This is a genomic window from Herbiconiux oxytropis, assembly GCF_024979315.1.
GTDB classification, from domain to species: Bacteria; Actinomycetota; Actinomycetes; order Actinomycetales; family Microbacteriaceae; genus Herbiconiux; species Herbiconiux oxytropis.
The window spans coordinates 1-22824 of record NZ_JANLCK010000007.1; the positions used below are offsets into that span (position 1 = coordinate 1).

19 protein-coding genes are annotated in these 22824 nt (G+C 69.9%); 17 read left to right on the forward strand and 2 right to left on the reverse strand.

The features are described 5' to 3' along the window. The 8 genes from N1028_RS12885 to N1028_RS12920 form a co-directional block, all read left to right on the forward strand. Positions 1-372: cell wall-binding repeat-containing protein (locus tag N1028_RS12885; protein WP_259529632.1), on the forward strand; the 372-nt coding region annotated here is incomplete at its 5' end. 112 nt (positions 373-484) lie between these two features. Beyond that, positions 485-1678, forward strand: a complete 1194-nt coding sequence (locus N1028_RS12890) for an MFS transporter (protein WP_259529633.1) — start codon at positions 485-487, stop codon at positions 1676-1678. A gap of 180 nt (positions 1679-1858) precedes the next feature. Further along, on the forward strand, positions 1859-3256 hold the full coding sequence (locus N1028_RS12895; RefSeq protein ID WP_259529634.1) for an FAD-binding oxidoreductase: 1398 nt from the start codon (positions 1859-1861) through the stop codon (positions 3254-3256). Positions 3257-3477: 221 nt separating this feature from the next. Continuing rightward, positions 3478-5649, forward strand: coding sequence for an adenylate/guanylate cyclase domain-containing protein (locus N1028_RS12900; protein ID WP_259529635.1), 2172 nt, complete (start codon positions 3478-3480; stop codon positions 5647-5649). Beyond that, positions 5649-7094, forward strand: a complete 1446-nt coding sequence (locus tag N1028_RS12905; protein WP_259529640.1) for a mechanosensitive ion channel family protein — start codon at positions 5649-5651, stop codon at positions 7092-7094. Before N1028_RS12900 ends, N1028_RS12905 begins: the two co-directional genes overlap by 1 nt. 152 nt (positions 7095-7246) lie before the next feature. Further along, positions 7247-8614 carry a cystathionine beta-synthase gene (locus N1028_RS12910; protein WP_259529641.1) on the forward strand — a complete coding sequence of 456 codons (1368 nt, stop codon included), beginning with the start codon at positions 7247-7249 and terminating at the stop codon, positions 8612-8614. A gap of 17 nt (positions 8615-8631) precedes the next feature. Next, positions 8632-9792: a cystathionine gamma-synthase gene (locus N1028_RS12915; RefSeq protein ID WP_259529643.1), complete on the forward strand. Its 1161-nt coding sequence runs from the start codon at positions 8632-8634 to the stop codon at positions 9790-9792. A 13-nt stretch (positions 9793-9805) separates the two neighbouring features. After that, positions 9806-11116, forward strand: a complete 1311-nt coding sequence (locus N1028_RS12920; protein WP_259529644.1) for a D-arabinono-1,4-lactone oxidase — start codon at positions 9806-9808, stop codon at positions 11114-11116. On the opposite strand, the gene N1028_RS12925 is transcribed toward N1028_RS12920, so the two are convergent. Together N1028_RS12925 and N1028_RS12930 are read right to left on the reverse strand one after the other, a co-directional pair. After that, on the reverse strand, positions 11113-12888 hold the full coding sequence (locus N1028_RS12925; protein WP_259529646.1) for a M1 family metallopeptidase: 1776 nt from the start codon (positions 12886-12888) through the stop codon (positions 11113-11115). The two genes, N1028_RS12920 and N1028_RS12925, sit on opposite strands and share 4 nt — an antisense overlap. 12 nt (positions 12889-12900) lie before the next feature. Next, a complete protein-coding gene (locus tag N1028_RS12930) occupies positions 12901-13839 on the reverse strand; it encodes a DMT family transporter (RefSeq protein ID WP_259529648.1) in 939 nt (312 codons plus the stop codon). A gap of 39 nt (positions 13840-13878) precedes the next feature. On the opposite strand from N1028_RS12930, the gene N1028_RS12935 reads away from it, so the two are divergent. The 9 genes from N1028_RS12935 (at position 13879) to N1028_RS12975 (ending at position 22817) form a co-directional block, all read left to right on the forward strand. Continuing rightward, positions 13879-14382 (forward strand): MarR family winged helix-turn-helix transcriptional regulator, encoded by a 504-nt coding sequence (locus N1028_RS12935; protein ID WP_259529650.1) that lies wholly within the window; start codon positions 13879-13881, stop codon positions 14380-14382. A gap of 342 nt (positions 14383-14724) precedes the next feature. After that, the gene (gene nrdH / locus N1028_RS12940) at positions 14725-14964 is read left to right on the forward strand and encodes a glutaredoxin-like protein NrdH (protein WP_259529652.1); all 240 of its coding nucleotides are present in this window, start codon (positions 14725-14727) and stop codon (positions 14962-14964) included. A gap of 4 nt (positions 14965-14968) precedes the next feature. Next, complete coding sequence (gene nrdI / locus N1028_RS12945; RefSeq protein ID WP_259529654.1) at positions 14969-15373, forward strand: class Ib ribonucleoside-diphosphate reductase assembly flavoprotein NrdI; 405 nt, start codon at positions 14969-14971, stop codon at positions 15371-15373. Continuing rightward, complete coding sequence (nrdE, locus tag N1028_RS12950; protein ID WP_259529655.1) at positions 15358-17505, forward strand: class 1b ribonucleoside-diphosphate reductase subunit alpha; 2148 nt, start codon at positions 15358-15360, stop codon at positions 17503-17505. Before nrdI ends, nrdE begins: the two co-directional genes overlap by 16 nt. Before the next feature lie 48 nt (positions 17506-17553). Further along, the gene (gene nrdF / locus N1028_RS12955) at positions 17554-18540 is read left to right on the forward strand and encodes a class 1b ribonucleoside-diphosphate reductase subunit beta (RefSeq protein WP_259529657.1); all 987 of its coding nucleotides are present in this window, start codon (positions 17554-17556) and stop codon (positions 18538-18540) included. Positions 18541-18544: 4 nt separating this feature from the next. Then, positions 18545-19657 carry an acyltransferase family protein gene (locus tag N1028_RS12960; protein WP_259529659.1) on the forward strand — a complete coding sequence of 371 codons (1113 nt, stop codon included), beginning with the start codon at positions 18545-18547 and terminating at the stop codon, positions 19655-19657. Positions 19658-19690: 33 nt separating this feature from the next. Further along, positions 19691-20770 (forward strand): permuted SH3 domain-containing protein, encoded by a 1080-nt coding sequence (locus N1028_RS12965; RefSeq protein WP_259529661.1) that lies wholly within the window; start codon positions 19691-19693, stop codon positions 20768-20770. Next, positions 20770-21534, forward strand: a complete 765-nt coding sequence (locus N1028_RS12970) for an ABC transporter ATP-binding protein (protein ID WP_259529662.1) — start codon at positions 20770-20772, stop codon at positions 21532-21534. Before N1028_RS12965 ends, N1028_RS12970 begins: the two co-directional genes overlap by 1 nt. Next, on the forward strand, positions 21531-22817 hold the full coding sequence (locus N1028_RS12975) for an ABC transporter permease (RefSeq protein ID WP_259529664.1): 1287 nt from the start codon (positions 21531-21533) through the stop codon (positions 22815-22817). Before N1028_RS12970 ends, N1028_RS12975 begins: the two co-directional genes overlap by 4 nt. Positions 22818-22824 lie beyond the last annotated feature (7 nt).

The following is a 22824-nucleotide window of genomic DNA, read 5'->3' on the forward strand; positions in this document are numbered from 1 at the left end:
GTGAAGAGCATCGCGATCGCCGGCGGCCCGGCATCGGTCTCGGCAGGCATCCAGAAGGATGCCGCGAAGATCGCGACCACGGTGCGACTGGGTGGCGCCGACCGGTACGAGGCGTCTCGCAGCATCAACGATCACTTCTTCACCGAAGCCGATCACGTGCTGCTCGCAACGGGTCTGAAGTTCTCCGACGCCCTTGCGGGCTCGGCGTACGGACCTCGGATCGATGCGCCCCTGTTCACGGTGAAGGCCGACTGCATCCCGGCGGCGACCCTCGCGCAGATCGAGGAGCTCGGCGCCACGAAGGTCACCCTCCTGGGCGGCCCCGCGAGCCTGAGCGCCGCCGTCGAGGACCTGGAGGCCTGCACCCCCTAGTCCCCACCCCTCCTCCACCTTCTGCCGAACCGTCACTTTCCACGCATCCCCTCGGGGTATGGCGCGAGAAGTGACGGTTCGGCAGAGGCGGTGAGGGGATTAGGCTCGCCGGGTGGCGGAGTGGCAGGGGCACGAGCGGGGGAGCCGCGAGTACCGCCGCATCCTCGCGGGGCTCTTCTTCGCCGGGGTCGCCACGTTCGCCCAGCTCTACTCCACGCAGGCGCTGCTGCCCGAGATCGCCGCCGAGCTCCGGATCGCGCCCGCCACCGCCGCCCTCACGCTCTCGGTCGCGGCCATCGGCCTCGCCGTGGGAGTCATCCCGTGGTCGGTGCTCGCCGACCGGATCGGCCGGGTGCGCGCCATGACGATCGCCCTCGCCGGGGCCTCGCTTATCGCGCTGGTGGTGCCGTTCTCGCCGAGCATCCCGGTGCTGCTGGCCGGGCGGTTCGTCGAGGGCCTCCTCGTGGCCGGGGTGCCCGCCACGGCCATCGCGCTGCTCGGCGAGGAGATCGCGAAGCGCGACATCGTGCGGGCCGCGGGCATCTACGTGGCGGGCACCTCGATCGGCGGGCTGTCCGGCCGGCTCGTCGCGGGTCCCGTGGGCGAGCTCGTGTCGTGGCGCATCGGCGTGCTCGCGGTGGGGTTCGTCTGCGGGCTCGCGACGGTCGCCTTCATCTTCCTGGTGCCGAGGGCCCGGGGCTTCGTGTCGTCGCGCGCGGCGGGTCGCGGGCTCGGGCACCGGCTCGCGGTCAACCTCAAGTCGCCGCGGCTGCTCGTGCTCTACGCGCAGGGATTCCTCTTGATGGGCGCGTTCGTGGCGCTCTACAACTACCTCGGCTTCCGGCTGCTCGGCGAACCGTTCGGGCTCCCGCAGCTGTTCGTGAGCCTCATCTTCGTGGCCTACCTCTCGGGAACGGTCTCGGCGTCGTGGGCCGGGGGAGTGGCCTCGCGCTTCGGCCCGCAGCGGGTGCTCGTGGGGGCCGGCCTCGTGATGATCGCGGGTGTCGCGCTCACGGCGGTCGACCAGCTCGCCGTGGTGCTCGTCGGCCTCGTCGTGGCCACCGCCGGCTTCTTCGCCGCCCACGCCATCGCCTCGGGCTGGACCGGTCGCGAGGCCGTGGTGGGCCGCGCCCAGGCCTCGTCGCTCTACAACCTGGCCTACTACGCGGGCTCCAGCCTCTTCGGCTGGTTCGGCGGCGTCGTGCTCGCCTGGGCGGGGTGGGATGCGGTGGTCGGCCTCATCGTGGCGCTCGTGCTGCTCGCGAGCATTCTCGCCGCCGTCGTGCTGCGGCCGCGCCGGGCCTGACGGCCTGCGCCCATCCGCCCATCCCACCCCTGACGGGCCGCGCGGGTCGGCCCGCGGAATCGACGGAGATCGGCCGCCCGGGTGGTGAACGACGGATGCCACACGGCCGGGCGCCCGGAGACTCCGTCGTTCTCGCCGTCCACGGGCGCCCACTCCTGTGCTGGCCGATACGGTGGAGGGATGACCAGCACCGCCCACCTCGACCCCGTCCGCGAAGCTCTCCGGGCCGCCGTGCCTGCCGAGCGGGTGCTCACGGGCGACGCCGAGCGGGAGGCCTACAGCCACGACGACGCCGAATGGGCGGCCTTCGCCCCGCCGGTGGCCGTGGTGCTCGCCGAGAGCACCGAGGAGGTCGCCGCCGTGGTGCGGATAGCCGCCGCCCACGGCGCGAGCGTCGTGCCGCGAGGTGCCGGAACGGGTCTCTCCGGCGGCGCCAACGCCACGGCCGACTCCATCGTGCTCTCACTCGAGCGCATGAACCGGGTGCTCGAGATCGACGCGGCCGAGCGCGTCGCGGTGGCGCAGGCGGGCGTGCTGAACGACGCCCTGCGCGCGGCCGTCGCCGAGCACGGCCTCTGGTATCCGCCGGACCCGGCGAGCTCCGCCATCTCCACCATCGGCGGCAACGCCGCCACGAACGCCGGCGGCATCTGCTGCGTGAAGTACGGCGTGACGCGTGACTACGTGCTCGGCCTCACCGTGGTGCTCGCCGACTGCGAGATCGTGCGCCTCGGCCGCCGCACCGCGAAGGGCGTCGTGGGCTACGACCTCACCCACCTGATGGTGGGCTCGGAGGGCACCCTCGGCATCATCGTCGATGTCACCGTGCGCCTGCTGCCGCTCGCCGGTCGGCAGGAGCGTGCGGTCGTGGGCTCGTTCGCCTCGGTGCGCGACGCCGGCGTGGCGGTCGCCGCCATCAGCGCGGCCGGCGTCATCCCCTCGGCGCTCGAGATCGTCGACGGCACATGCCTGCGTGCGGTCGACGAGTGGCAGCACCTCGGGCTGCCCACCGGGGTCGACACGCTGCTGCTGGCCAAGGTCGACGAGCCGGGCGACGCGGGTGAAGGGGCTGCCGAGGCGGTCGCCGAGCGGATGCGCGAAGCGGGCGCCCTCGGCGTCGAGCGGGCGACCGACCCGGACGAGGTGGCCCGGCTCTTTCTCGCCCGCCGCCTCGCCTACCCGGCGCTCGAGCGGCTCGGCCCCGTGCTCACCGAGGACATCTGCGTGCCCCGTGGCGCCGTGCCCGAGATGCTCGAGCGCATCGAGGCCGCAGCATCCGCCCACGACGTCACGATCGCCAACATCGCCCATGCGGGCGACGGCAACCTGCATCCGCTGATCATCGCGCCCGAGGGCGACGAGGCCGCGAAGGCCAGGGCCAAGACCGCGTTCGACACCATCGTGGCCGACTGCCTCGCGCTCGGCGGCACCGTCACGGGCGAGCACGGCGTGGGCCTCCTGAAGCTCCCGGGTGCGGCCGAGGAGCTCTCGCCCCGGGTGCGCGCCCTGCATACCGCCGTCAAGCACGCGCTCGACCCGGCCGGCCTCCTCAACCCCGGCAAGGCCTTCACCCCCTGAGGGCTGGTCAGCCTCGGGAGGTGCGAAGGAAGCCGAGCAGCTGCTCATCGAAGGCCGCCGGCTGCTGGTGGCGTGCCCGGCCCTCTCGATCACCACCGAGGTGCCGCGCGGTGCGAGAGCCGCGGCCGCCGCCGCGTGCTCGCACACGAGCCGGCCGGGCCGACCGCTAGAGTGGCGGCTATCGGCACCTTCCGGGCGGCCGGTCACAGTGTGGGGGCACGATGGTGCGGGAGCGGACGACGCAGCGGGCGGGAGCCCAGGGGACGACGACGGCGCAGGGGGCGCAAGTCTCGCCGGGCTCTCGACGGCGCGGCCTCGGCATCCAGTCGAAGCTCCTCATCATGCTGCTCTCGGTGAGCATCGGATCGACGCTCGTGGTGGGGTGGGTCGGCTACACGAACGGCCGCGACAGCCTGCGCGACGCGGCGTTCGACCAGCTCACCAACGTGCGCGAGGCCAAGGCCGACGCCGTCCAGGCGCTGTTCTCGAACATCGAGGCGGGACTGCGCCTCGACTCGAGCGGCGCCACGGGCAACCAGGCCGCCGTGGAGTTCGCGAGCGCGTTCGCCGAGCTCAACGCCCAGCCGGTCGACCCGGCCCGGGAAGCCGTGGTCGACGCCTACTACGACACCGAGTTCATCCCGGCCCTCGAAGAGCGCACGGGCGACACCTCCGACCCGGCGGTCTTCCTGCCCACCTCGAGCGCGGAGATCACGCTGCAGGCCGAGTACACCGTGCCGCCGGCCAGTTTCGACGACGCTGCGCTCGTCGACGACGCCGGGGACGGCAGCGCGTGGTCGGCGGTCAACGCCCGCTACAACTCCTACTTCCGCGAGATGGTCACGAGCTACCAGTACGAGGATGCCCTCATCCTCGACACCGAAGGCAACGTCGTCTACTCCGTCTACAAGGGCGTCGACCTCGGCACCAATGTGCTGACCGGCCCCTACAAGGGCACGATCCTCGCCGAGGCCTACGACGACGCCCTGAACTCGAACGTGGTCGACTACACCGAGATCACCGACTTCGAGCGCTACCAGCCCTCGCTCGGGGTGCCCACCGCCTGGGGCGTCTCGCCCATCGGTGCGGACGGCGTGGTGAACGGCGTGCTCGCCGTGCAACTGCCGATCACGGCCATCAACGACGTCATGACCAGCGGGGAGGACTGGGCTGCCTACGGGCTCGGCGAGACGGGGGAGTCCTATCTCGTGGGCCCCGACCGCACGATGCGCTCGGTGTCGCGCCTGCTCATCGACGACCCGGAGCAGTTCCGGGAGCTCACGATCGAGGGCGGTTCGTCGCCGGCGACGGCGCAACGGATGGTCGACGTGGGTGGCACGGTCGAACTCCAGCGCGTCGACACCCTCCCCGTCGACCTCGCCCTCACGGGCAAGAAGGGCACGACGGTCGCCAGGGACTACCTCGGCCGGGAGACCCTCGCCGCCTACACCCCGGTCGACATCGCGGGCGTGCAGTGGGTGCTGGTCTCGAGCATCACCTCGGCCGAGGCGTTCGCGCCCGTCGACGAGTTCACCCGCAACATCGCCCTGGCCATGCTCGCCATCATCGTCGCCGTCTCGCTGCTGTCGCTCCTGCTCGCGCAGGTCTTCGCGCGCCCGGTCAGAACCCTCGTGGGCGCGGTGCGGCGGGTGGCGGGCGGCGATCTCGGGGTGGAGGTCACCTCCCGCACGCGCGACGAGTTCGGTGACCTGTCGGTGGCATTCAACGACATGAGCCGGAGCCTGCAGGTCAAGCAGCAGCTCATCGACGAGCAGCGCGCCGAGACCGACCGCCTGCTGCTCAGCGTGATGCCCGAGAAGGTGGCCCGCCGATACCGCGAGGGCGAGGAGACGATCGCCGAGAACCACCAGGACGTGACCGTGGTCTACGCCGACCTCGCCGGCTTCGACGATTTCGCCGCGGGCCTCGGCACCGACCGCGAGCTGTCGCTGCTCAACGACCTCATGCGGCAGTTCGACGACGCCGCGGCGGCGGCCGGGGTGGAGAAGGTGCGCACCCTCCGCGCCGGATACCTCGCGAGCTGCGGTCTCATCGTGCCGCGCGTCGACAGTGCGCGCCGCACCGTCGGCTTCGCCCTGCAGCTCGCCGAGATCGTGGCGCGCTTCAACGCCCAGCACGACGCCGGCATCGCCATCCGGGTGGGCATCGACAGCGGAACGGTGACGAGCGGTCTCGTGGGCCAGGCGAGCATCGCCTACGACATGTGGGGTGACGCGGTCAACGTGGCGAACCGGGTGCAGGCGCTCTCCGGCCGGCCCGGGATCTTCCTCACGCAACGGGTGCGCGACAAGCTGCCCGACACGGCGGGCCTCACCCAGGTCGGCGAGATCGAGATCGCGGGTGCGACCCAGTCGGTGTGGCAGGTCTCCTGATGACCGCGATCTGGACCGAACCGTGGTTCCCCTGGGCCGTCGGGCTCGCGATCGGCCTGCCGGTCCTGCTCGTGGTGCTCACCGAGATCCTCGGCCACCTCGTGCGGCGCGGCAGCCCCGCTGCGAAGCCGCTGCGGCTGCTGCGCAACCTCGTGGTGCCGGTGTTCGCGCTGTTCGTCCTGATGACCCTCGCCTCCGACCAGCAGTTCGACCTCACCTGGGTGCGGGTCGTCGGCACGGTGCTCGGCTTCCTGCTCATCCTGCTCGTGCTCTCGGCGTTCAACGTGGCGCTGTTCTCGAACGCCACGGAGGGCAGCTGGCAGAAGCGGCTGCCCTCGATCTTCATCGACCTGGCGCGGCTCGTGCTCATCCTGGTGGGGCTCGCCATCCTGTTCTCCTGGGTCTGGGGAGCCGACGTCGGGGGTCTGTTCGCCGCGCTCGGCGTGACCTCGATCGTGATCGGTCTCGCCCTGCAGAACGCGGTGGGCTCGGTCATCTCGGGGCTCCTGCTGCTGTTCGAGCAGCCGTTCAAGCTCGGTGACTTCCTCGACACCCCGGCGGGCCGGGGGCGGGTGGTGGAGGTCAACTGGCGCGCCGTGCACATCGACACCGGCAACGGCATCCAGATCGTGCCCAACTCCTCGCTCGCGGGCGCCTCGTTCACGAACCTCAGCCAGCCCGCGGGTGCGTACGTGGCCACGGCCACGGTGAAGTTCTCCACCGACGACGCGCCGCACGAGGTCTCGGCCATGCTCGTGCAGGTGGCACGGGCGCTGCCCATGCTCGACCCGGTCGACAAGCCGGCCGTCGCCTACCGCGGCAACGGAGCCTTCGACGTCAGCCTGCCCGTCACGTCTCCGGCGCGCGAGGAGGAGGCGGTCTCGCTGTTCCTCGGCTGGCTCTGGTACGCCGCCAGGCGGCACGACCTGGCCCTCGACGGCGACGCCACCGACCCCGTCAACACCCCCGAGTCGGTGCGAGCGGCTCTCACCTCGGTGGGGCCGCTGTTCGGCCTCGGCGGCGGCGATCTCGATGAGATCGCCGGACTCTGCCGGGTGGAGCAGTGGGGAGCGGGCGAGACCGTGCAGGAGCTCGGCCGGGTGCCCGACAGCCTGCGGATCGTGCTCGAGGGCGCCCTGCAGCTCACGGTGCCGTTCGAGAACGGGCGTCTCCAGTTCAGTGAACTGGGGAGCGGGGAGTCGGTGGGGCTCACGGCCCTCACCCGTCAGCCCACCACCTACTTCGCCACCGCCACCCGCCCCACCCTGGTGCTGCGGGTGCCGCGCGACGCGGTGGATGCCGCCGTGCGGCAGAACCCTGCTCTGGCCAGACGCGTGGGCGAGCAGCTCGACAACCGCCGCGTGCTCGCGCTCGCGGCGATCGCCCGCGCGCGGGACTCCTCCGGTGTCATCGCGATCGGCGACGAGGCGGTCGGCCTGAGCTAGAGTGGAGGGGTGTTCGTGAACCTCCCCTGTTGTCGTCGCTGAGCGACGACTCCCTTCACGCACGGAATCGTCACCGCCCCCAGCCGCCGCTCTCGCTGCGCGCCGTGCACGATCTGCACGAAGCGGTCGCGAGACCCACTCAAGGACACCCCATGAAGTACGCCAACAGCGTCATCGAACTCGTCGGCAACACCCCGCTCGTCAAGCTCAACAGCGTCACCGACGGCATCAAGGCCACCGTGCTCGCCAAGATCGAGTACCTCAACCCGGGTGGGTCGTCGAAGGACCGCATCGCGACCAACATCATCGACGCCGCCGAGCGCGAGGGCCTGCTGAAGCCGGGCGGCACGATCGTGGAGCCCACCTCGGGCAACACCGGCATCGGTCTCGCCCTCGTGGCGCAGCAGCGCGGCTACCGCTGCGTGTTCGTGCTGCCGGACAAGGTGGGCGAGGACAAGCGCAACGTGCTCACGGCCTACGGCGCCGAGATCGTGGTGACCCCCACGGCCGTCGCCCCCGAGGATCCGGACTCCTACTACTCGGTCTCCGACCGCCTCGTCACCGAGATCCCGGGTGCCTTCAAGCCCAACCAGTACTCCAACCAGAACGGCCCGCTCAGCCACTACCAGTCGACCGGTCCCGAGATCTGGCGCGACACCGAGGGCCTCGTGACCCACTTCGTGGCGGGCGTGGGCACCGGCGGCACCATCAGCGGCACCGGCCGCTACCTCAAGGAGGTCTCGGACGGCCGCGTGCAGATCATCGGCGCCGACCCCGAAGGATCGGTGTACTCCGGCGGCACCGGCCGCCCCTACCTCGTGGAGGGCGTGGGCGAGGACTTCTGGCCCACCGCCTACGACGGCACCGTCGTCGACGAGATCATCGCCTCGAGCGACGCCGAGTCGTTCGAGATGACCAGGCGGCTCGCCCGCGAGGAGGGCCTCCTGGTGGGCGGCTCGAGCGGTCTCGCCGTCTCGGTGGCGCTGAAGGCCGCGAAGGACCTGCCGGAGGACGCCGTGGTGGTCGTGCTCCTGCCCGACGGCGGCCGCGGCTACCTCGGCAAGATCTTCAACGAGAAGTGGATGCGCTCCTACGGCTTCGCGAACGTCTCCGAGGGCGCCACCGTGCGCGACATGCTGAAGCTCAAGAGCGAGGGCCTGCCCGCCCTCGTGCACGCCCACCCGAGCGACACCGTGCACGACGCCATCGGGATCATGACCACCTACGGCGTCTCGCAGCTGCCCGTGCTCTCGGCCGAGCCCCCCGTGGTGATGGGCGAGGTGATCGGCTCGCTCGACGAGAAGACCCTGCTCGAGCAGGTGTTCGGCGGCGAGGCCGCGATGACCGACAAGGTCGGCGACTTCGTCGGCGCCTCCCTCCCTCTCATCGGGGCCAACGAGCCCGTCGCGGCCGCCCGCCAGGCGCTCACCTCCTCCCCGGCCCTGCTGGTGTCGGATGACGGCAAACCCGTCTCCGTGATCACCCGCCAGGACCTCCTCACCTTCCTCAGCGAAGCCTGATCCGAAAGGCATCCGACATGGCCACCAAGAAGACCGAGCAGTTCGAGACCCTCGCCATCCACGCCGGCCAGGAGTTCGACCCCACCACCGGAGCGATCATCCCGCCCGTCTACTTCACGAGCACGTTCGTGCAGGACGGCATCGGCGGGTTCCGGAACGGGTACGAGTACACCCGCGGCGGCAACCCCACCCGCACCGCGCTCGAGACCCAGCTCGCCGCGCTCGAGGGCGCGAAGCACGGCCTGAGCTTCGCCTCCGGCCTCGCCGCGGAAGACGCGCTGCTGCGCGCCGTGCTGGAGCCCGGCGACCGCATCGTCATGGGCAACGACGTCTACGGCGGCACTCACCGCCTGATCGAGCGCATCCACGGCAAGTGGGGCGTGCAGAACGAGGTCGTCGAGATGAGCGACCTCTCCGCCGTGTCGAAGGCCGTCGCCGCCGGGGCGACGAAGCTGCTGTGGCTCGAGACCCCCTCGAACCCGCTCATGAAGATCAGCGACGTGGCCGAGCTCGCCGAGATCGGCCACGCCGCCGGTGCGCTCGTGGTGGTCGACAACACCTTCGCCTCGCCCTACCTGCAGCAGCCGCTCGCCCTCGGCGCCGACATCGTGGTGCACTCCACCACCAAGTACCTCGGCGGCCACTCGGACGTGCTCGGCGGTGCCGTGGTGCTGAACGACGACGCGCTGGAGGAGAAGATCCGCTTTCTGCAGTTCGCCTCAGGCGGGGTGTCGGGCCCGATGGATGCGTGGCTCACCACGCGCGGCATCAAGACCCTCGCGGTGCGCATGGACCGGCACTCCTCCAACGCCCAGGCGATCGCCGAGCACCTCGTGGGCCACCCCGCCCTCGAGGGCGTGTACTACCCCGGACTCCCCACCCACCCCGGTCACGAGCTCGCCAAGCGGCAGATGCGCTCCTTCGGTGGCATGATCTCGCTCGCGCTGAAGGGCGGCCCGAAGGCGGCGCGCCGGTTCGCGGAGTCGACGCAGCTGTTCCAGCTCGCGGAGTCGCTCGGCGGTGTCGAGTCGCTCATCGGCTACCCGACCGAGATGACGCACGCCTCGGTGAAGGGCACCGTGCTCGAGGTCCCCGAGAACGTCATCCGCCTCTCGGTGGGCATCGAGTCGGTCGACGACCTGATCGCCGACCTCGACCGCGCGCTGCCGCGCAAGTAGCGGCGGCCGCAGCATGACCGACGTCGGGGCGACCTGGGCCGGAACCCACGTGTTCGGGGCCGTGTCGCTCCGGCGACCCACGAGCGTCGACGAGCTGCAGCGCGTCATCCGGCAATCGGATCGCGTGCGCGCGCTCGGCACCCGGCATTCGTTCAACGACATCGCCGACACCGAGGGTGAGCTCGTGACCGTGGGCGACCCCGGCGACCCCGGTTGTCCAGGCGATGTCACGGCGCTCGGTGCGGGGCCGGTCGTGGCCCTCGACAGGCGCACCGTCGATGTGCCCGCGGGCATCCGCTACGGCGCGCTCGCCCTGGCACTCGAGGCCGAAGGGCTGGCCCTGCACAACCTGGGCTCACTGCCGCACATCTCGGTGGCCGGCGCCACCGCGACGGGCACCCACGGCTCGGGCGTCGGCAACGGCAGCCTGTCGACCGCGGTCGCCGCGCTCGAGTTCGTCGACGGGCGTGGTGAGCCCGTGCGGCTCGCGCGCGGCGACGAGGGCTTCGACGGTGCCGTCGTGCATCTCGGGGCGCTCGGCGTCGTGACCCGGCTCGTGCTCGACGTGCAGCCCACCTACCGGGTGCGGCAGGACGTGTTCGTCGACCTGCCCTGGGAGTCGGTGCTCGCCGATCCGGAGGCCGTGCTCTCGGCCGGCTACAGCGTGAGCCTCTTCGCCGACTGGAGGGGTGAGACCCTCAAGCAGGCCTGGGTGAAGACGCGGCTCGAGGAGGGCGAGGAGCTGCCCGCCACCCTCTTCGGCGGCGACTTCTTCGGCGCTCGCCCGAGCACGGCCAAGGTCATGACGCCCGCGGGCGACGACCTCGACAACACCACGGTGCAGGGCGGAGTGCCCGGATCGTGGGCCGAGCGGCTGCCGCACTTCCGGCTCGACGCCACGCCGAGCGCGGGGGACGAGATCCAGAGCGAGTACTTCGTGGCGCGCTCGGACGCCGCGGCGGCGCTCACGGCGGTCAGAGCCCTCGCCTCCCGGATCGCGCCGCACCTGCTCGTGACCGAGCTCCGCAGCGTGGCGGCCGACGAGCTGTGGCTGAGCCCTGCCTACGGGCGCGACAGCCTCGCCATCCACTTCACCTGGCGCAACGAGCCGCAGGCTGTGCGGGAGCTACTTCCCCTCATCGAGCAGGCGCTCGAACCCTTCGACGTGCGGCCGCACTGGGGCAAGTGGTTCTCGCTGGGGGCGTCGCAGGTCGTGCCCCGTTACGAGCGGATCGACGACTTCCGCGCGCTCGCCGAACGCCACGACCCTGAGCACAGGCTCCGGAACGCCTACCTCGAGCGCGTGCTGGGACTGCCGCGCTAGAGCGTCGGCTTCGTGGGGCTGTAGACCCACTCCTCGAAGAAGTCGGTCAGGTCCTGACCCGAGACGAACTCCGCGAACTCCACGAACTCGGTGGTCGAGACCGTGCCACCCGCCTTCGAAGTGGCCCAGTCGCGCACGATCGTGTCGAACGCCGCGTCTCCCACCTCGAGCTTGAGCGCCTGGAGCGTCATCGCCCCGCGGTAGTAGACGGCCGTGTCGAAGATGCCCGCGGCACCCGGATCGGCCACGACGGTCGACCAGAAGGCGTCGTCGTCGCCCGGCGGGTTCGCGTAGTACTCGTCGAAGTACTCCTGGGCGCCCGGGCCGCCGTGGCCCTCGCTCCAGAGCCACTCGGCGTAGGTGGCGAAGCCCTCGTTGAGCCAGATGTCGCTCCAGCGCTTCATCGCGAGCGAGTCGCCGTACCACTGGTGGGCGAGTTCGTGCACCACGACCGCGGGGTCGGCGTCTGCCGGGAAGGCCCAGGCCGGGTAGATCGGCCGGGTCTGGTTCTCGAGCGCGTAGGGCAGGTCTTCACCCGGAGCGATCTCGCCGATCGCGATGCCGCCCGCCTCGGTGAAGGGGTAAGGGCCGAAGTGCTCCTCGAGGAACGCGATCACCTCGGGCTCGGAGGCGAAGATCTCCTTCGCGACCTCACCCACGGAGGTGGTGCCGCCGTCGGTGACCCTGTCGTAGAGCTCGGGGTCGATGGCGTCGTAGTAGGAGATGCCCGTCTCCTCGTCGACGTCGGTGGTGACCTCGTAGTCGCCGATCGTGGCGGTGGCGAGGTAGGTGGCCATGGGCTGGGTGGTCTCCCAGGTCCAGATCGTCTGCTCGCCCGAGGCCTCCTCGCCCGTGAGGGCGCCGTTGCCGATGACCTCGAGACCCGTCGGTGCGGCCATCCGGAGCGTGAAGGTGGCCTTGTCGGAGGGGTGGTCGTTGGCGGGGAACCAGGTGGCGGCCACGCGGGGCTGGCCCACGACCACCGCGCCGTCCGGTGACTCGAAGACCCCGGCGGGGCCGAACGCGTCGTCGATCGTGATGGGCACGCCGCTGTAGGCGACCGTGGTGCTGAAGCTCGTGCCGGCGGGGAGACCGGAGACGGGGATGACGGTGAGCTCGGTGCGCGGCGGCGTGGCGTCGGCGTCGGTGCTCTCGGGCGTCTGCGGCTGGCCGGTGACCGCGCTGATCTGCGTGCTCGCGAGGCTCCAGTCGGAGGCCGTCGCGGCGGCACCGGGAGCGGGGGCGACCGTGATGCCCGAGATCGAGATGGAGTCGGCGCCGTCGACCGTGCGGGTGTCGAAGTCGAGGTTGAAGGCCGAGAGGTTCTGGGTGGCCGTCGCGGTGATGGTCGCGGTGCCCGCGAGCACGTTCGTCTCGGGGTCGTAGGCGAGGTCGAGGGCGTAGTGCTCCACGTCGTAGCCGCCGTTGCCGTCGAGCGGAAAATAGGGGTCGCCGATGCCGGCGTCTCCGGGGCGGTAGACGGTGGGGTCGGGCGAGGGCGTGGGGGCCGGGGTCGGCGCCGGAGTGGGGGTCGGAGTGGGGGTCGAGCAGCCCGAGCCGCCGTCGTGCGCGAACGTCGGGGCGGGGGCCCCGGCTCCGGAGACCACGAGGGCCAGCGCCACGAGGGGCACGGCGGCGAGCATCACGGCGGGGCGGCGGCCGCGGCGAAGCAGCACGGCAGCCGTGCCGAGGCCGATCACCACGAGACCCAGGGCGAGCAGCCACGGCCAGGAATCAGACGATCCGGTCGCCGCCAGCAGGCAGTCGTTCATAGGGAGCCCCCATCAGTGTCGGTGGGGGAACACTACCCGAACGGGGGCCGTCACGGCATCCCGCGGGCGCGTTGTACTCCGCTGGCCCACGACGACCCCGCCGAGCACCAGTGCGGTGCCGAGCGCCTGCGCCGGCCCGAAGGCTTCGTGGGCCACGAGCGTGCCGAGCAGCACGCCGGTGACCGGATTGAGCAGCCCGACGAGTCCCACGGATCCGGCGGGCAGATGGCGGAGCCCCGCGAACCACGCCACGAAGGCGAGCGCCGTGGCCACCATCGCGACGTAGGCGAAGCCGACGAGCGCCGGGCCGTCGAGCACCGGTGGCGCGCCCTCGACGAGCACGGCGAGCGGCAGCACCACGAGGCCGCCCGCGATCAGCTGCCAGGCGGTGAGCGGCAGAAGGCGCACGCCGCCTCCCCAGCGCTTGGCCAGCACGAAACCGAGCGACGACATCAGCATGGCCACGAGTGAGACGGCGACGCCGAGCGGATCGACGCCCGCGGAGGTGCCGGGGACGGCGTCTTCCGGATCTGCGCCGAGCAGCATGATCGCCACTCCCGCGAAGCCCACCACGGCCCCGATCCCCGACACGAGTGCCGGGCGTTCCCGCAGCAGCGGCCAGGCGAGCAGGAGCAGCACGGCGGCCGACGACGCCATGAGGGTCGACGCCACGCTCGTCGGCAGCAGCTGCGAGGCGAGGTAGATGAGCACGAAGAAGGCACCCACGTTGAGCGTGCCGAGCACGAGCGACCGCCACCACCACTCGCCCCGGGGTCGCTCGCGGGCGAGCGCGAGCAGCAGCAGACCAGCCGGGAGTGCTCGGATGACGGCACCCCAGAGCGGGGAGTCGTCTGGAAGGAACTGTCGGGTGACGAAGTAGTTCGACCCCCAGGCGATGGGCGCGATCGCGGTGAGGGCGATCCAGCGCCACCGTCTGGATGTAACTTCCATGGAAGGCACTCTAGCTTCCTGGGAAGCTAGAGTCGAGGGGTGGCGGAGAACGAGGATCGGGTCGGGCGCATTCAAGAGGAGTGGCGGCGGGAGCGACCCGACCTCGACGTCTCGCCCCAGGGGGTGATCGGCCGGCTGCACCGTCTGGCGGGCGCACTCACCGGCGAACTCGTCGCCGTCTACGAGCGGCACGGTCTCGGCGAGGGGGAGTTCGACGTGCTGGCCACCCTCCGCCGGAGCGGCCCGCCGTTCGAGCGCGCGCCCGGCGAGCTGGCCGAGCACACGATGGTGACCACGGGGGCGATGTCCAAGCGGATCGACCGGCTGGAGGCGGCGGGTCTGGTCAGCCGTCGGGCTGCGGGCCCTGAAGACGGCCGCCGCCGCGTGGTGTCGCTCACGTCGGCCGGCCGCGAGCTCATCGACGCCGCCTTCACCGAGCACATGGCCAATGAGGCCCGCCTGGTGGCCGAGCTCGACCCGGCCGACCGGGCCGAGCTCGAGCGCATCCTCACCCGGTGGCTCGCCCACCACGAGCACCCCTAGCCCCACCCCTGGTCGCGTCCCCGTGGCGACACGCCCGACGCGCCGGATGTCGGAGGTTGAACTTATCCTCAGGCCATGGATCCCTTTCTCTCCACAGGTCGGCCGACAAGGCCGGAATCACGCCGTTCCGGCTGTGGAGTAAGGGGTCGAAACTCTGTGCACAGGTGTGGATGGCCTGTGGATAATTACACGGGTGTAACACTTCATCTAGTGGTGCTCGATATCGCAGAGAACTAGATGTAGTATTGAACTCCCGGCGCTGAGAGCCCCCTGATAGGGCTCGAAGGGCCGGAAATCCCCAGATCCTCCCTCTTTCCTCGTCTCGAGAAAGGTGCTCTCCTCATGGCAATCACCGTCTACACGAAGCCTTCCTGCGTGCAGTGCACGGCAACCTACCGCGCCCTCGAGAACAAGGGTCTCGAGTTCGAGATCTTCGACCTGTCGGTCGACGAGAAGGCGCTCGAGACCGTCAAGGAGCTCGGCTACCTGCAGGCCCCCGTGGTCATGACGAGCGAGGGCGACCACTGGTCCGGCTTCCGCCCCGACAAGATCGCCGAGCTGGCCAGCCGCGTCACGGCCTGAGCCGGTGACCGACGACCTCGTCTACTTCTCGAGCGTCTCCGGCAACACCCACCGCTTCGTCGAGTCGCTCGGCCGGCCTGCCTCGCGCATCCCGATCTACGCCCGCGAAGAGAAGCTGAAGGCCACGGCCCCCTACGTGCTCGTGCTCCCCACCTACGGCGGGGGCAACGGAGCGGGGGCCGTGCCCAAGCAGGTGATCCACTTCCTCAACGACGAGGAGAACCGATCACTCATCCGGGGCGTCATCGCCGCCGGCAACACCAACTTCGGCGAGGCCTACTGCCTTGCGGGCGACATCGTCGCGCGCAAGACGGGGGTTCCGCTCCTCTATCGATTCGAAGTATTCGGAACCCCGGATGACCGCGAGGCCGTCCAGAACGGATTGGACAGACTGTGGAAGCAACTCTGATCGAGGCCCCCCAGGCCTCCCCCGCGCTCGACTACCACTCGCTCAACGCGATGCTCAACCTCTACGACGACAACGGTCTGATCCAGTTCGACAAGGACAAAGAGGCGGCGAAGCAGTACTTCCTGCAGCACGTCAACCAGAACACGGTCTTCTTCCACAACCTGCGCGAGCGCCTCGACTACCTGATCGAGAAGGAGTATTACGAGCGCGAGCTGATCGAGTCGTACTCGTTCGAGTTCATCCAGAAGCTCAACGACCTCGCCTACTCGAAGAAGTTCCGCTTCGAGACCTTCCTCGGCGCGTTCAAGTACTACACGAGCTACACGCTCAAGACGTTCGACGGCAAGCGCTACCTCGAGCGCTTCGAAGACAGAGTGGTCATGACGGCCCTCGGCCTCGCCCAGGGCGACGAGAAGCTCGCCGTCAACCTCGTGGAGGAGATCATCGGCGGCCGCTTCCAGCCCGCCACCCCCACCTTCCTCAACACGGGCAAGGCTCAGCGCGGCGAGCTCGTCTCCTGCTTCCTGCTGCGCATCGAAGACAACATGGAGTCGATCGCCCGCGGCATCAACTCCGCCCTGCAGCTCTCGAAGCGCGGCGGCGGCGTGGCCCTGCTGCTCTCGAACATCCGTGAGGCCGGCGCCCCGATCAAGCAGATCGAGAACCAGTCCTCGGGCATCATCCCCGTCATGAAGCTCCTCGAAGACTCCTTCTCCTACGCCAACCAGCTCGGTGCGCGTCAGGGTGCGGGCGCCGTCTACCTGAGCGCCCACCACCCCGACATCATGAAGTTCCTCGACACCAAGCGCGAGAACGCCGACGAGAAGATCCGCATCAAGACGCTGTCGCTCGGCGTCGTGGTGCCCGACATCACGTTCGAGCTCGCCAAGAACGACGAGGACATGTACCTCTTCTCGCCGTACGACGTCGAGAAGGTCTACGGCCTGCCCTTCGGCGACATCTCGGTGACCGAGAAGTACCGCGAGATGGTCGACGACCCGCGCATCCGCAAGACCAAGATCAAGGCCCGCGAGTTCTTCCAGACCCTCGCCGAGATCCAGTTCGAATCCGGCTACCCGTACATCATGTACGAAGACACCGTCAACAAGGCGAACCCCATCAAGGGCCGCATCAACATGTCGAACCTGTGCTCGGAGATCCTGCAGGTCAACACGCCCACGACCTACAACGAAGACCTGTCGTACGACCACATCGGCAAGGACATCTCGTGCAACCTCGGGTCGATGAACATCGCGCTGTCGATGGACTCGCCCGACTTCGGCCTCACCGTCGAGACGGCCATCCGCGGCCTCACCTCGGTGTCGAACCAGTCGCACATCACCTCGGTGCGCTCGATCGAGGACGGCAACGACAAGTCGCACGCCATCGGCCTCGGCCAGATGAACCTGCACGGCTACCTCGCCCGTGAGCGTGTGCACTACGGCTCGGAGGAGGGTGTCGACTTCACGAACATCTACTTCTACACCGTGCTGTTCCACGCCCTGCGCGCCTCGAACTCGATCGCGATCGAGCGCAACGAGAAGTTCGACGGCTTCGAGGACTCGACCTACGCCTCGGGCGAGTTCTTCGACAAGTACACGGATGCACCGTGGGTGCCGGCGACGGCGCGCGTCGCCGAGCTGTTCGCCTCGTCGGAGATCGCCATCCCCACGCAGAGCGACTGGCTCGAGCTGAAGGCCTCCATCCAGGCCCACGGCATCTACAACCAGAACCTGCAGGCCGTGCCGCCCACCGGATCGATCTCGTACATCAACAACTCGACCTCGTCGATCCACCCCGTGGCGTCGAAGATCGAGATCCGCAAGGAAGGCAAGATCGGCCGCGTCTACTACCCGGCGCCGTTCCTCACGAACGACAACCTGGAGTACTACGCCGACGCCTACGAGATCGGCGCCGAGAAGATCATCGACACCTACGCCGCGGCCACGCAGCACGTCGACCAGGGCCTCTCGCTCACGCTGTTCTTCAAGGACACCGCCACCACCCGCGACATCAACCGGGCGCAGATCTACGCCTGGCGCAAGGGCATCAAGACCATCTACTACATCCGTCTCCGCCAGCTCGCGCTGGAGGGCACGGAGGTCGACGGCTGCGTCAGCTGCATGCTCTGACGGCGTGCTCACTGTGACCGCCCCACCCGCTACCCGAAAGACGGAGTCATGACCCCTCCCCCCTCCGAGCCGCTCAAGCTGCTCAACAAGGTGCAGGCCATCAACTGGAACCGCATCCAGGACGAGAAGGACGTCGAGGTCTGGAACCGCCTCGTCAACAACTTCTGGCTGCCCGAGAAGGTGCCGCTGTCGAACGACGTGCAGTCGTGGAACACGCTCACGCCCGCCGAGCAGCAGCTCACGATGCGGGTGTTCACAGGCCTCACCCTGCTCGACACCATCCAGGGCACGGTCGGAGCGGTCTCGCTCATCCCGGATGCGCTGACGCCGCACGAGGAGGCCGTCTACACGAACATCGCGTTCATGGAGTCGGTGCACGCCAAGTCGTACTCGTCGATCTTCTCGACGCTGTCGAACACGAAGGACATCGACGAGGCGTTCCGCTGGTCGGTCGAGAACCCGAACCTTCAGAAGAAGGCCTCGATCGTGCTCGACTACTACCACGGCGACGACCCGCTGAAGCGGAAGGTCGCCTCGACGCTGCTCGAGAGCTTCCTCTTCTACTCCGGGTTCTACCTGCCGATGTACTGGTCGTCGCACGCCAAGCTCACGAACACGGCCGACCTCATCCGCCTCATCATCAAGGACGAGGCGGTGCACGGCTACTACATCGGCTACAAGTTCCAGCGCGGGCTCGAGCTCATCGACCAGGCCAAGCGCGACGAGCTGAAGGACTACACCTTCTCGCTGCTCTACGACCTCTACGAGAACGAGACCCAGTACACGCAGGATCTCTACGACGAGGTCGGCCTCACCGAAGACGTCAAGAAGTTCCTGCACTACAACGCCAACAAGGCGCTCATGAACCTCGGCTACGAGCCGATGTTCCCGAAGCAGGTCACCGACGTCAACCCGGCCATCCTCTCCGCCCTCTCCCCGAACGCCGACGAGAACCACGACTTCTTCTCCGGCTCCGGCTCCTCCTACGTCATCGGCAAGGCGGTCAACACGGAGGACGAGGACTGGGACTTCTAGTCCGGTGACGGCCGAAGCGCCCGCGTCGCCCGCGACCGCCGCGGGCGACGCGCACGCAGGTGCCCGCCCGGCCGGCGCGCGCGAGCGGGCGGCCTGGGCCGACTTCGCGCGCGGGGTGAGCGTCGTGCTCGTGGTGCTCATGCACCTGTACTTCCTGCACTACACCTGGTTCTTCCGGGGCGAAGACGGCGCCGCGGTCGTGAAGTCGGTGCTCGACTTCACGAGCCCCCTCCGCATGCCGTTGTTCTTCCTCGTCTCGGGGTTCCTGGCGTCCCGAGCGGTGGAGCGCTCCTGGGGATCGAGCCTGCACGGCCGCATCGTCCAGCCCGTCTACCTGTTCGTGCTGTGGCTCGGTGTCAACATCGCCATCGACGTCTGGCGGGCCGCCCTCGGCGTGCGCGGCGAGGTGAGCCCGTGGGAGTACTTCACCGACAACCTCCTCTGGCCGCAGACCACGCTCTGGTACCTCTACGCCCTCGTGCTCTTCTTCACGGTCACGAGACTCACCCGCGACGTGCCGGCGCCCGTGGTGGTGATCGTCGGCACGATGGTCTCCATCATCGGCACCACGTTCGTCGACGGCCTCGCCCAGAACCTGCTCCGCTCATTCGTCTTCTACGCGCTCGCCTCCCGCGCACCCCAGGTGATCGACTGGATCGTGGCGAGCGTCGCAGCTCTCCGGGCGTGGCCGGCGCTCCTCCTCGTGCTCGGCGCAGGCGCGGGCTACGCCGCGCTCACCGCCCTCTACCTCGAGCTCTGGGTCGACTTCGGCCTCTACCTGCTCGCCGGCGCCGCCGGGGTGCTCTTCGGGCTCGTGCTCTCGGCCCGCATCGGTGGGCACATCCTCGTGGCGCCCGTGCGCTACCTCGGCCGCCACACGCTGCCGATCTTCCTCGTGCACCCGTTCGTCTTCATCGCCGCCAACGACATCCTGGCGGAGAACCCGGACCTGGCCGATGCCATCCTCGACGACCAGACCCTCCTCATCGCCTACCCATGGCTCCTGCTCCTCATCACCCTCGGTCTCAGCGTGGGCCTCGAGGCTCTCGCCGAGCTCCTCGGACTTCGCGCGCTGTTCAGCCTGCCGCGCTGGAAGCAGCGGGCCTCCGGCCCCTAGGCTGGGGGTTCTGTCCGGCGAGCAAGGAGTGCTGTGGGAGTCGTCCGAACCTGGGTCTTCCCGATCCTCCGCATCGTCCTGATCCTCGTGATCGCCGTCGCCCTCGGCAAACTCGCCTTCTTCCCCGATCAGGCGGAGGAGGCGGATCCGGCGGTGCCGACGGGCGAGATCGTCGAGCCCCGCACCGTGGTGGGCATCGGCAGCATCACGAACGACGTGATCGTGCAGGCCACCGTCTCCGCCGACGCCGCCGTGCCCGTGAAGGCCACCGCCGCGGGCACCGTCGACGAGATCTTCGTGGCCCAGGGCGCCGGCGTGAGCGCGGGCGACGTGGTGTTCGACGTCAAGGTCGAGATCGAGCGCGATCCGGCGGCGAGCGTCGACGCCGAGGGCAAGCCGCTGCCCGCGATCTTCCGCTACGTGGAGGTGACCGCACCGGCATCCGGCACCCTCAGCTCGCTCGGCGTGATCGAAGGCCAGGCGGTGACGATCGGCGAGGTCACGGGCCAGGTGGCACCGCCCACGTTCTCGGTCAGCGGCACCCTCGAGCCCGCGCAGCAGTACCGGCTCGTGAACCAGCCCACCGAGGCGTCGGTCGCCATCAGCGGCGGCCCGGCCCCGTTCGTCTGCACGGGGCTCCGCATCATCACCCCGCTGCCGGGCAGCACGGGCACGGATTCCGGTGGCGGGTCGGGCGGAACCGGTTCGGGCGGGTCGGGCGGCGCGCCGGGCGGTGGCGCCGGCGGTGGTGCCGGCTCCACCACGGTCACCTGCCCGGTGCCGAACGGCCAGGTCGTCTTCTCCGGACTCACCGCCGAGATGACGCTCGCAGGCGGTCAGGTCGACAACGTGCTCGTGGTGCCGATGACGGCCGTGCGCGGTGCAGCCCAGACCGGCACGGTGTGGGTGTCGACGACCGACGGTGGCACCGAGGAGCGCGCCGTCGGGCTCGGGCTGAGCGACGGGACGTTCGTGGAGATCACGGGCGGGCTCACCGAGGGCGAGGAGATCCTCGAGTTCGCCCCCGGCGCGCTCGCCGTGCCTGGCGGAGGCATGGAGGGCATGGAGAACTGCATCAGCCTTCCCGACGGCAGCATGAGCTGCGCCGGCTGATGTCGCTGCTGCACCTCAGCGAGGTCACCCGCACGGTGATCCCGCCCGATCAGCCGGCGCTGACCATCCTGAACGGGGTCGACCTCACCGTCGAGCCCGGAGACCGGGTGTCGATCGTCGGCCGCTCCGGATCGGGCAAGTCGACGCTGCTCAACCTGATGGGCCTCCTCGACCAGCCCACGAGCGGCACCCTCACCTTCGACGACCGGCCCGTGAAGTCGTACTCGAGCGCCGAGCGCGACCGCGTGCGGGGGGCCCGGATCGGGTTCATCTTCCAGCAGTTCAACCTGCTGCCTGGCCGCACGGCGCTCGAGAACGTGACCATGCCGCTGCTCTACGCCAGCGGCACGCAGTTCTGGCGGCGCAAGGCGATCGCCGCCGAGATGCTCGAGCAGGTCGGGCTCGGACACCGGCTCACCAGCCTGCCGGATCGGCTCTCGGGCGGCGAGCAGCAGCGGGTCGCGATCGCGCGGTCGCTCGTGCGCGGGCCGAGCCTCATCCTCGCCGACGAGCCCACCGGCGCCCTCGACCTCGACACGGGGCAGACCGTGATGGAGCTCATCGACGACGTCGCCACGCGCACGGGGGCGGCCCTCGTGATCATCACGCACGATCCGGCCATCGCCACGCGCGCCCGCGACCACTACCGGCTCGACCGCGGCGTGCTGCGGCGGGCGGATGCGGGCGTGGGGGAGCGGACGGCGGCGCTCGCCGCCGACGGGGCCGGGGCCTCCGGGGCCGGCGCCTTCGGGGCATCCGCATGAAGCGCGCGCTCACCGGTTTCGTGGGGGCCGTTCTCGAGGCATGGCAGGAGCTGCGCATCCACCGCACCCGAGTGCTGCTCTCGCTCATCGGGGTGGCGGTCGCGGTGTGCTCGCTCACCACCGTGGTGGCGCTCGGCGCCATCGTGCAGCAGGCCAACGAGGAGCTCAGCGAGCGCTCGAGCGGGCGCCCCGCGACCCTCTACCTCTCGGCCTACAGCGACGGCACCGGCGCCGGCGGGTCTGCCGAGATCGACGGCGAGCTCATGGATGCCACGTGGGCCGAGACCCTCGAGCGCTACGACGTGACCTACGGCAGCCGGGTGCTCTCGGGCTCGCAGAACGTGGGGTTCGTCGACGGCATCGTGCCCGTGGGCGTGCAGGCCGTCGACCAGCCCTACGGCGAGATGCACCGCGTGCGCGTCTCCGAGGGTGCCTGGTTCACTCCGGGCGACGCGCTCCAGCTCGCACCGCGCCTGATCGTGAACCAGATCTTCTGGGAGCGGATCGGCTCGCCCGACCTCGCAACGCATCCCACCGTGAAGCTCGGCGGCCAAGGCGCGCAGCCCACCACGATCGCGGTGGTCACGGGGGTCACCCCGGTGGCGAGCTACGAGACCGAGCCGTCGATGTTCATGCTCGTCGACCAGTTCGCGGCCGTGCAGGCGGCCGACCCCACGGGTGGTGGCGGCGGCGCGGGGGGCTTCGCCGACCCGTTCGCGGGCGGCGCGCAGACCCAGTACGAGATGTGGGTGCCTCCCGCGCTCGCCGAACCGCTCATCCCGCTGCTGCAGCGCGACTTCACCGCAGCCCTCGGCGAGGGGGTGCAGGTCGACGTGTTTCGGCAGGACTTCGCGCAGTACGGCGACGACCCGTTCCTCGTGACGAAGCTCGTGGTGGGCGGGATCGCCGTGCTCGTGCTGCTGCTCGGGGCGCTCGGGCTCGTCAACATCGCGCTCGTGACGGTTAAGCAGCGGGTGCGGGAGATCGGCATCCGGCGGAGCTTCGGTGCGACGGCCGGGCGGGTGTTCTTCGCCGTGATGATGGAGAGCGTCGTGGCGACGGTCGCGGCCGGTATCGCGGGAGTCGTCGCGGCGGTGCTCATCGTGCAGAGCCCGTGGGTGCGAGATCTCGTGGGGCAGGGCATGATCACCGACTTCCCGCCGTTCCCCGTCGATGCCGCCCTGCTCGGGCTCGTGGCCGCGACCGCCGTGGGGGCCCTCGCGGGGCTGCTGCCGGCGCTCGTGGCGGTGCGCGTGAAGGTGATCGACGCGATCCGGTACTGAGCGGTGC

Bases quoted from the DNA above. Each gene is read 5' to 3' on its own strand.
- N1028_RS12895 (WP_259529634.1), top strand. From the start codon at position 1,859: ATGACCAGCACCGCCCACCTCGACCCCGTCCGCGAAGCTCTCCGGGCC.
- N1028_RS12900 (WP_259529635.1), top strand. From the start codon at position 3,478: ATGGTGCGGGAGCGGACGACGCAGCGGGCGGGAGCCCAGGGGACGACG.
- N1028_RS12905 (WP_259529640.1), top strand. From the start codon at position 5,649: ATGACCGCGATCTGGACCGAACCGTGGTTCCCCTGGGCCGTCGGGCTC.
- N1028_RS12910 (WP_259529641.1), top strand. From the start codon at position 7,247: ATGAAGTACGCCAACAGCGTCATCGAACTCGTCGGCAACACCCCGCTC.
- N1028_RS12915 (WP_259529643.1), top strand. From the start codon at position 8,632: ATGGCCACCAAGAAGACCGAGCAGTTCGAGACCCTCGCCATCCACGCC.
- N1028_RS12920 (WP_259529644.1), top strand. From the start codon at position 9,806: ATGACCGACGTCGGGGCGACCTGGGCCGGAACCCACGTGTTCGGGGCC.
- N1028_RS12925 (WP_259529646.1), bottom strand. From the start codon at position 12,888: ATGAACGACTGCCTGCTGGCGGCGACCGGATCGTCTGATTCCTGGCCG.
- N1028_RS12930 (WP_259529648.1), bottom strand. From the start codon at position 13,839: ATGGAAGTTACATCCAGACGGTGGCGCTGGATCGCCCTCACCGCGATC.
- nrdH (WP_259529652.1), top strand. From the start codon at position 14,725: ATGGCAATCACCGTCTACACGAAGCCTTCCTGCGTGCAGTGCACGGCA.
- nrdF (WP_259529657.1), top strand. From the start codon at position 17,554: ATGACCCCTCCCCCCTCCGAGCCGCTCAAGCTGCTCAACAAGGTGCAG.
- N1028_RS12970 (WP_259529662.1), top strand. From the start codon at position 20,770: ATGTCGCTGCTGCACCTCAGCGAGGTCACCCGCACGGTGATCCCGCCC.
- N1028_RS12975 (WP_259529664.1), top strand. From the start codon at position 21,531: ATGAAGCGCGCGCTCACCGGTTTCGTGGGGGCCGTTCTCGAGGCATGG.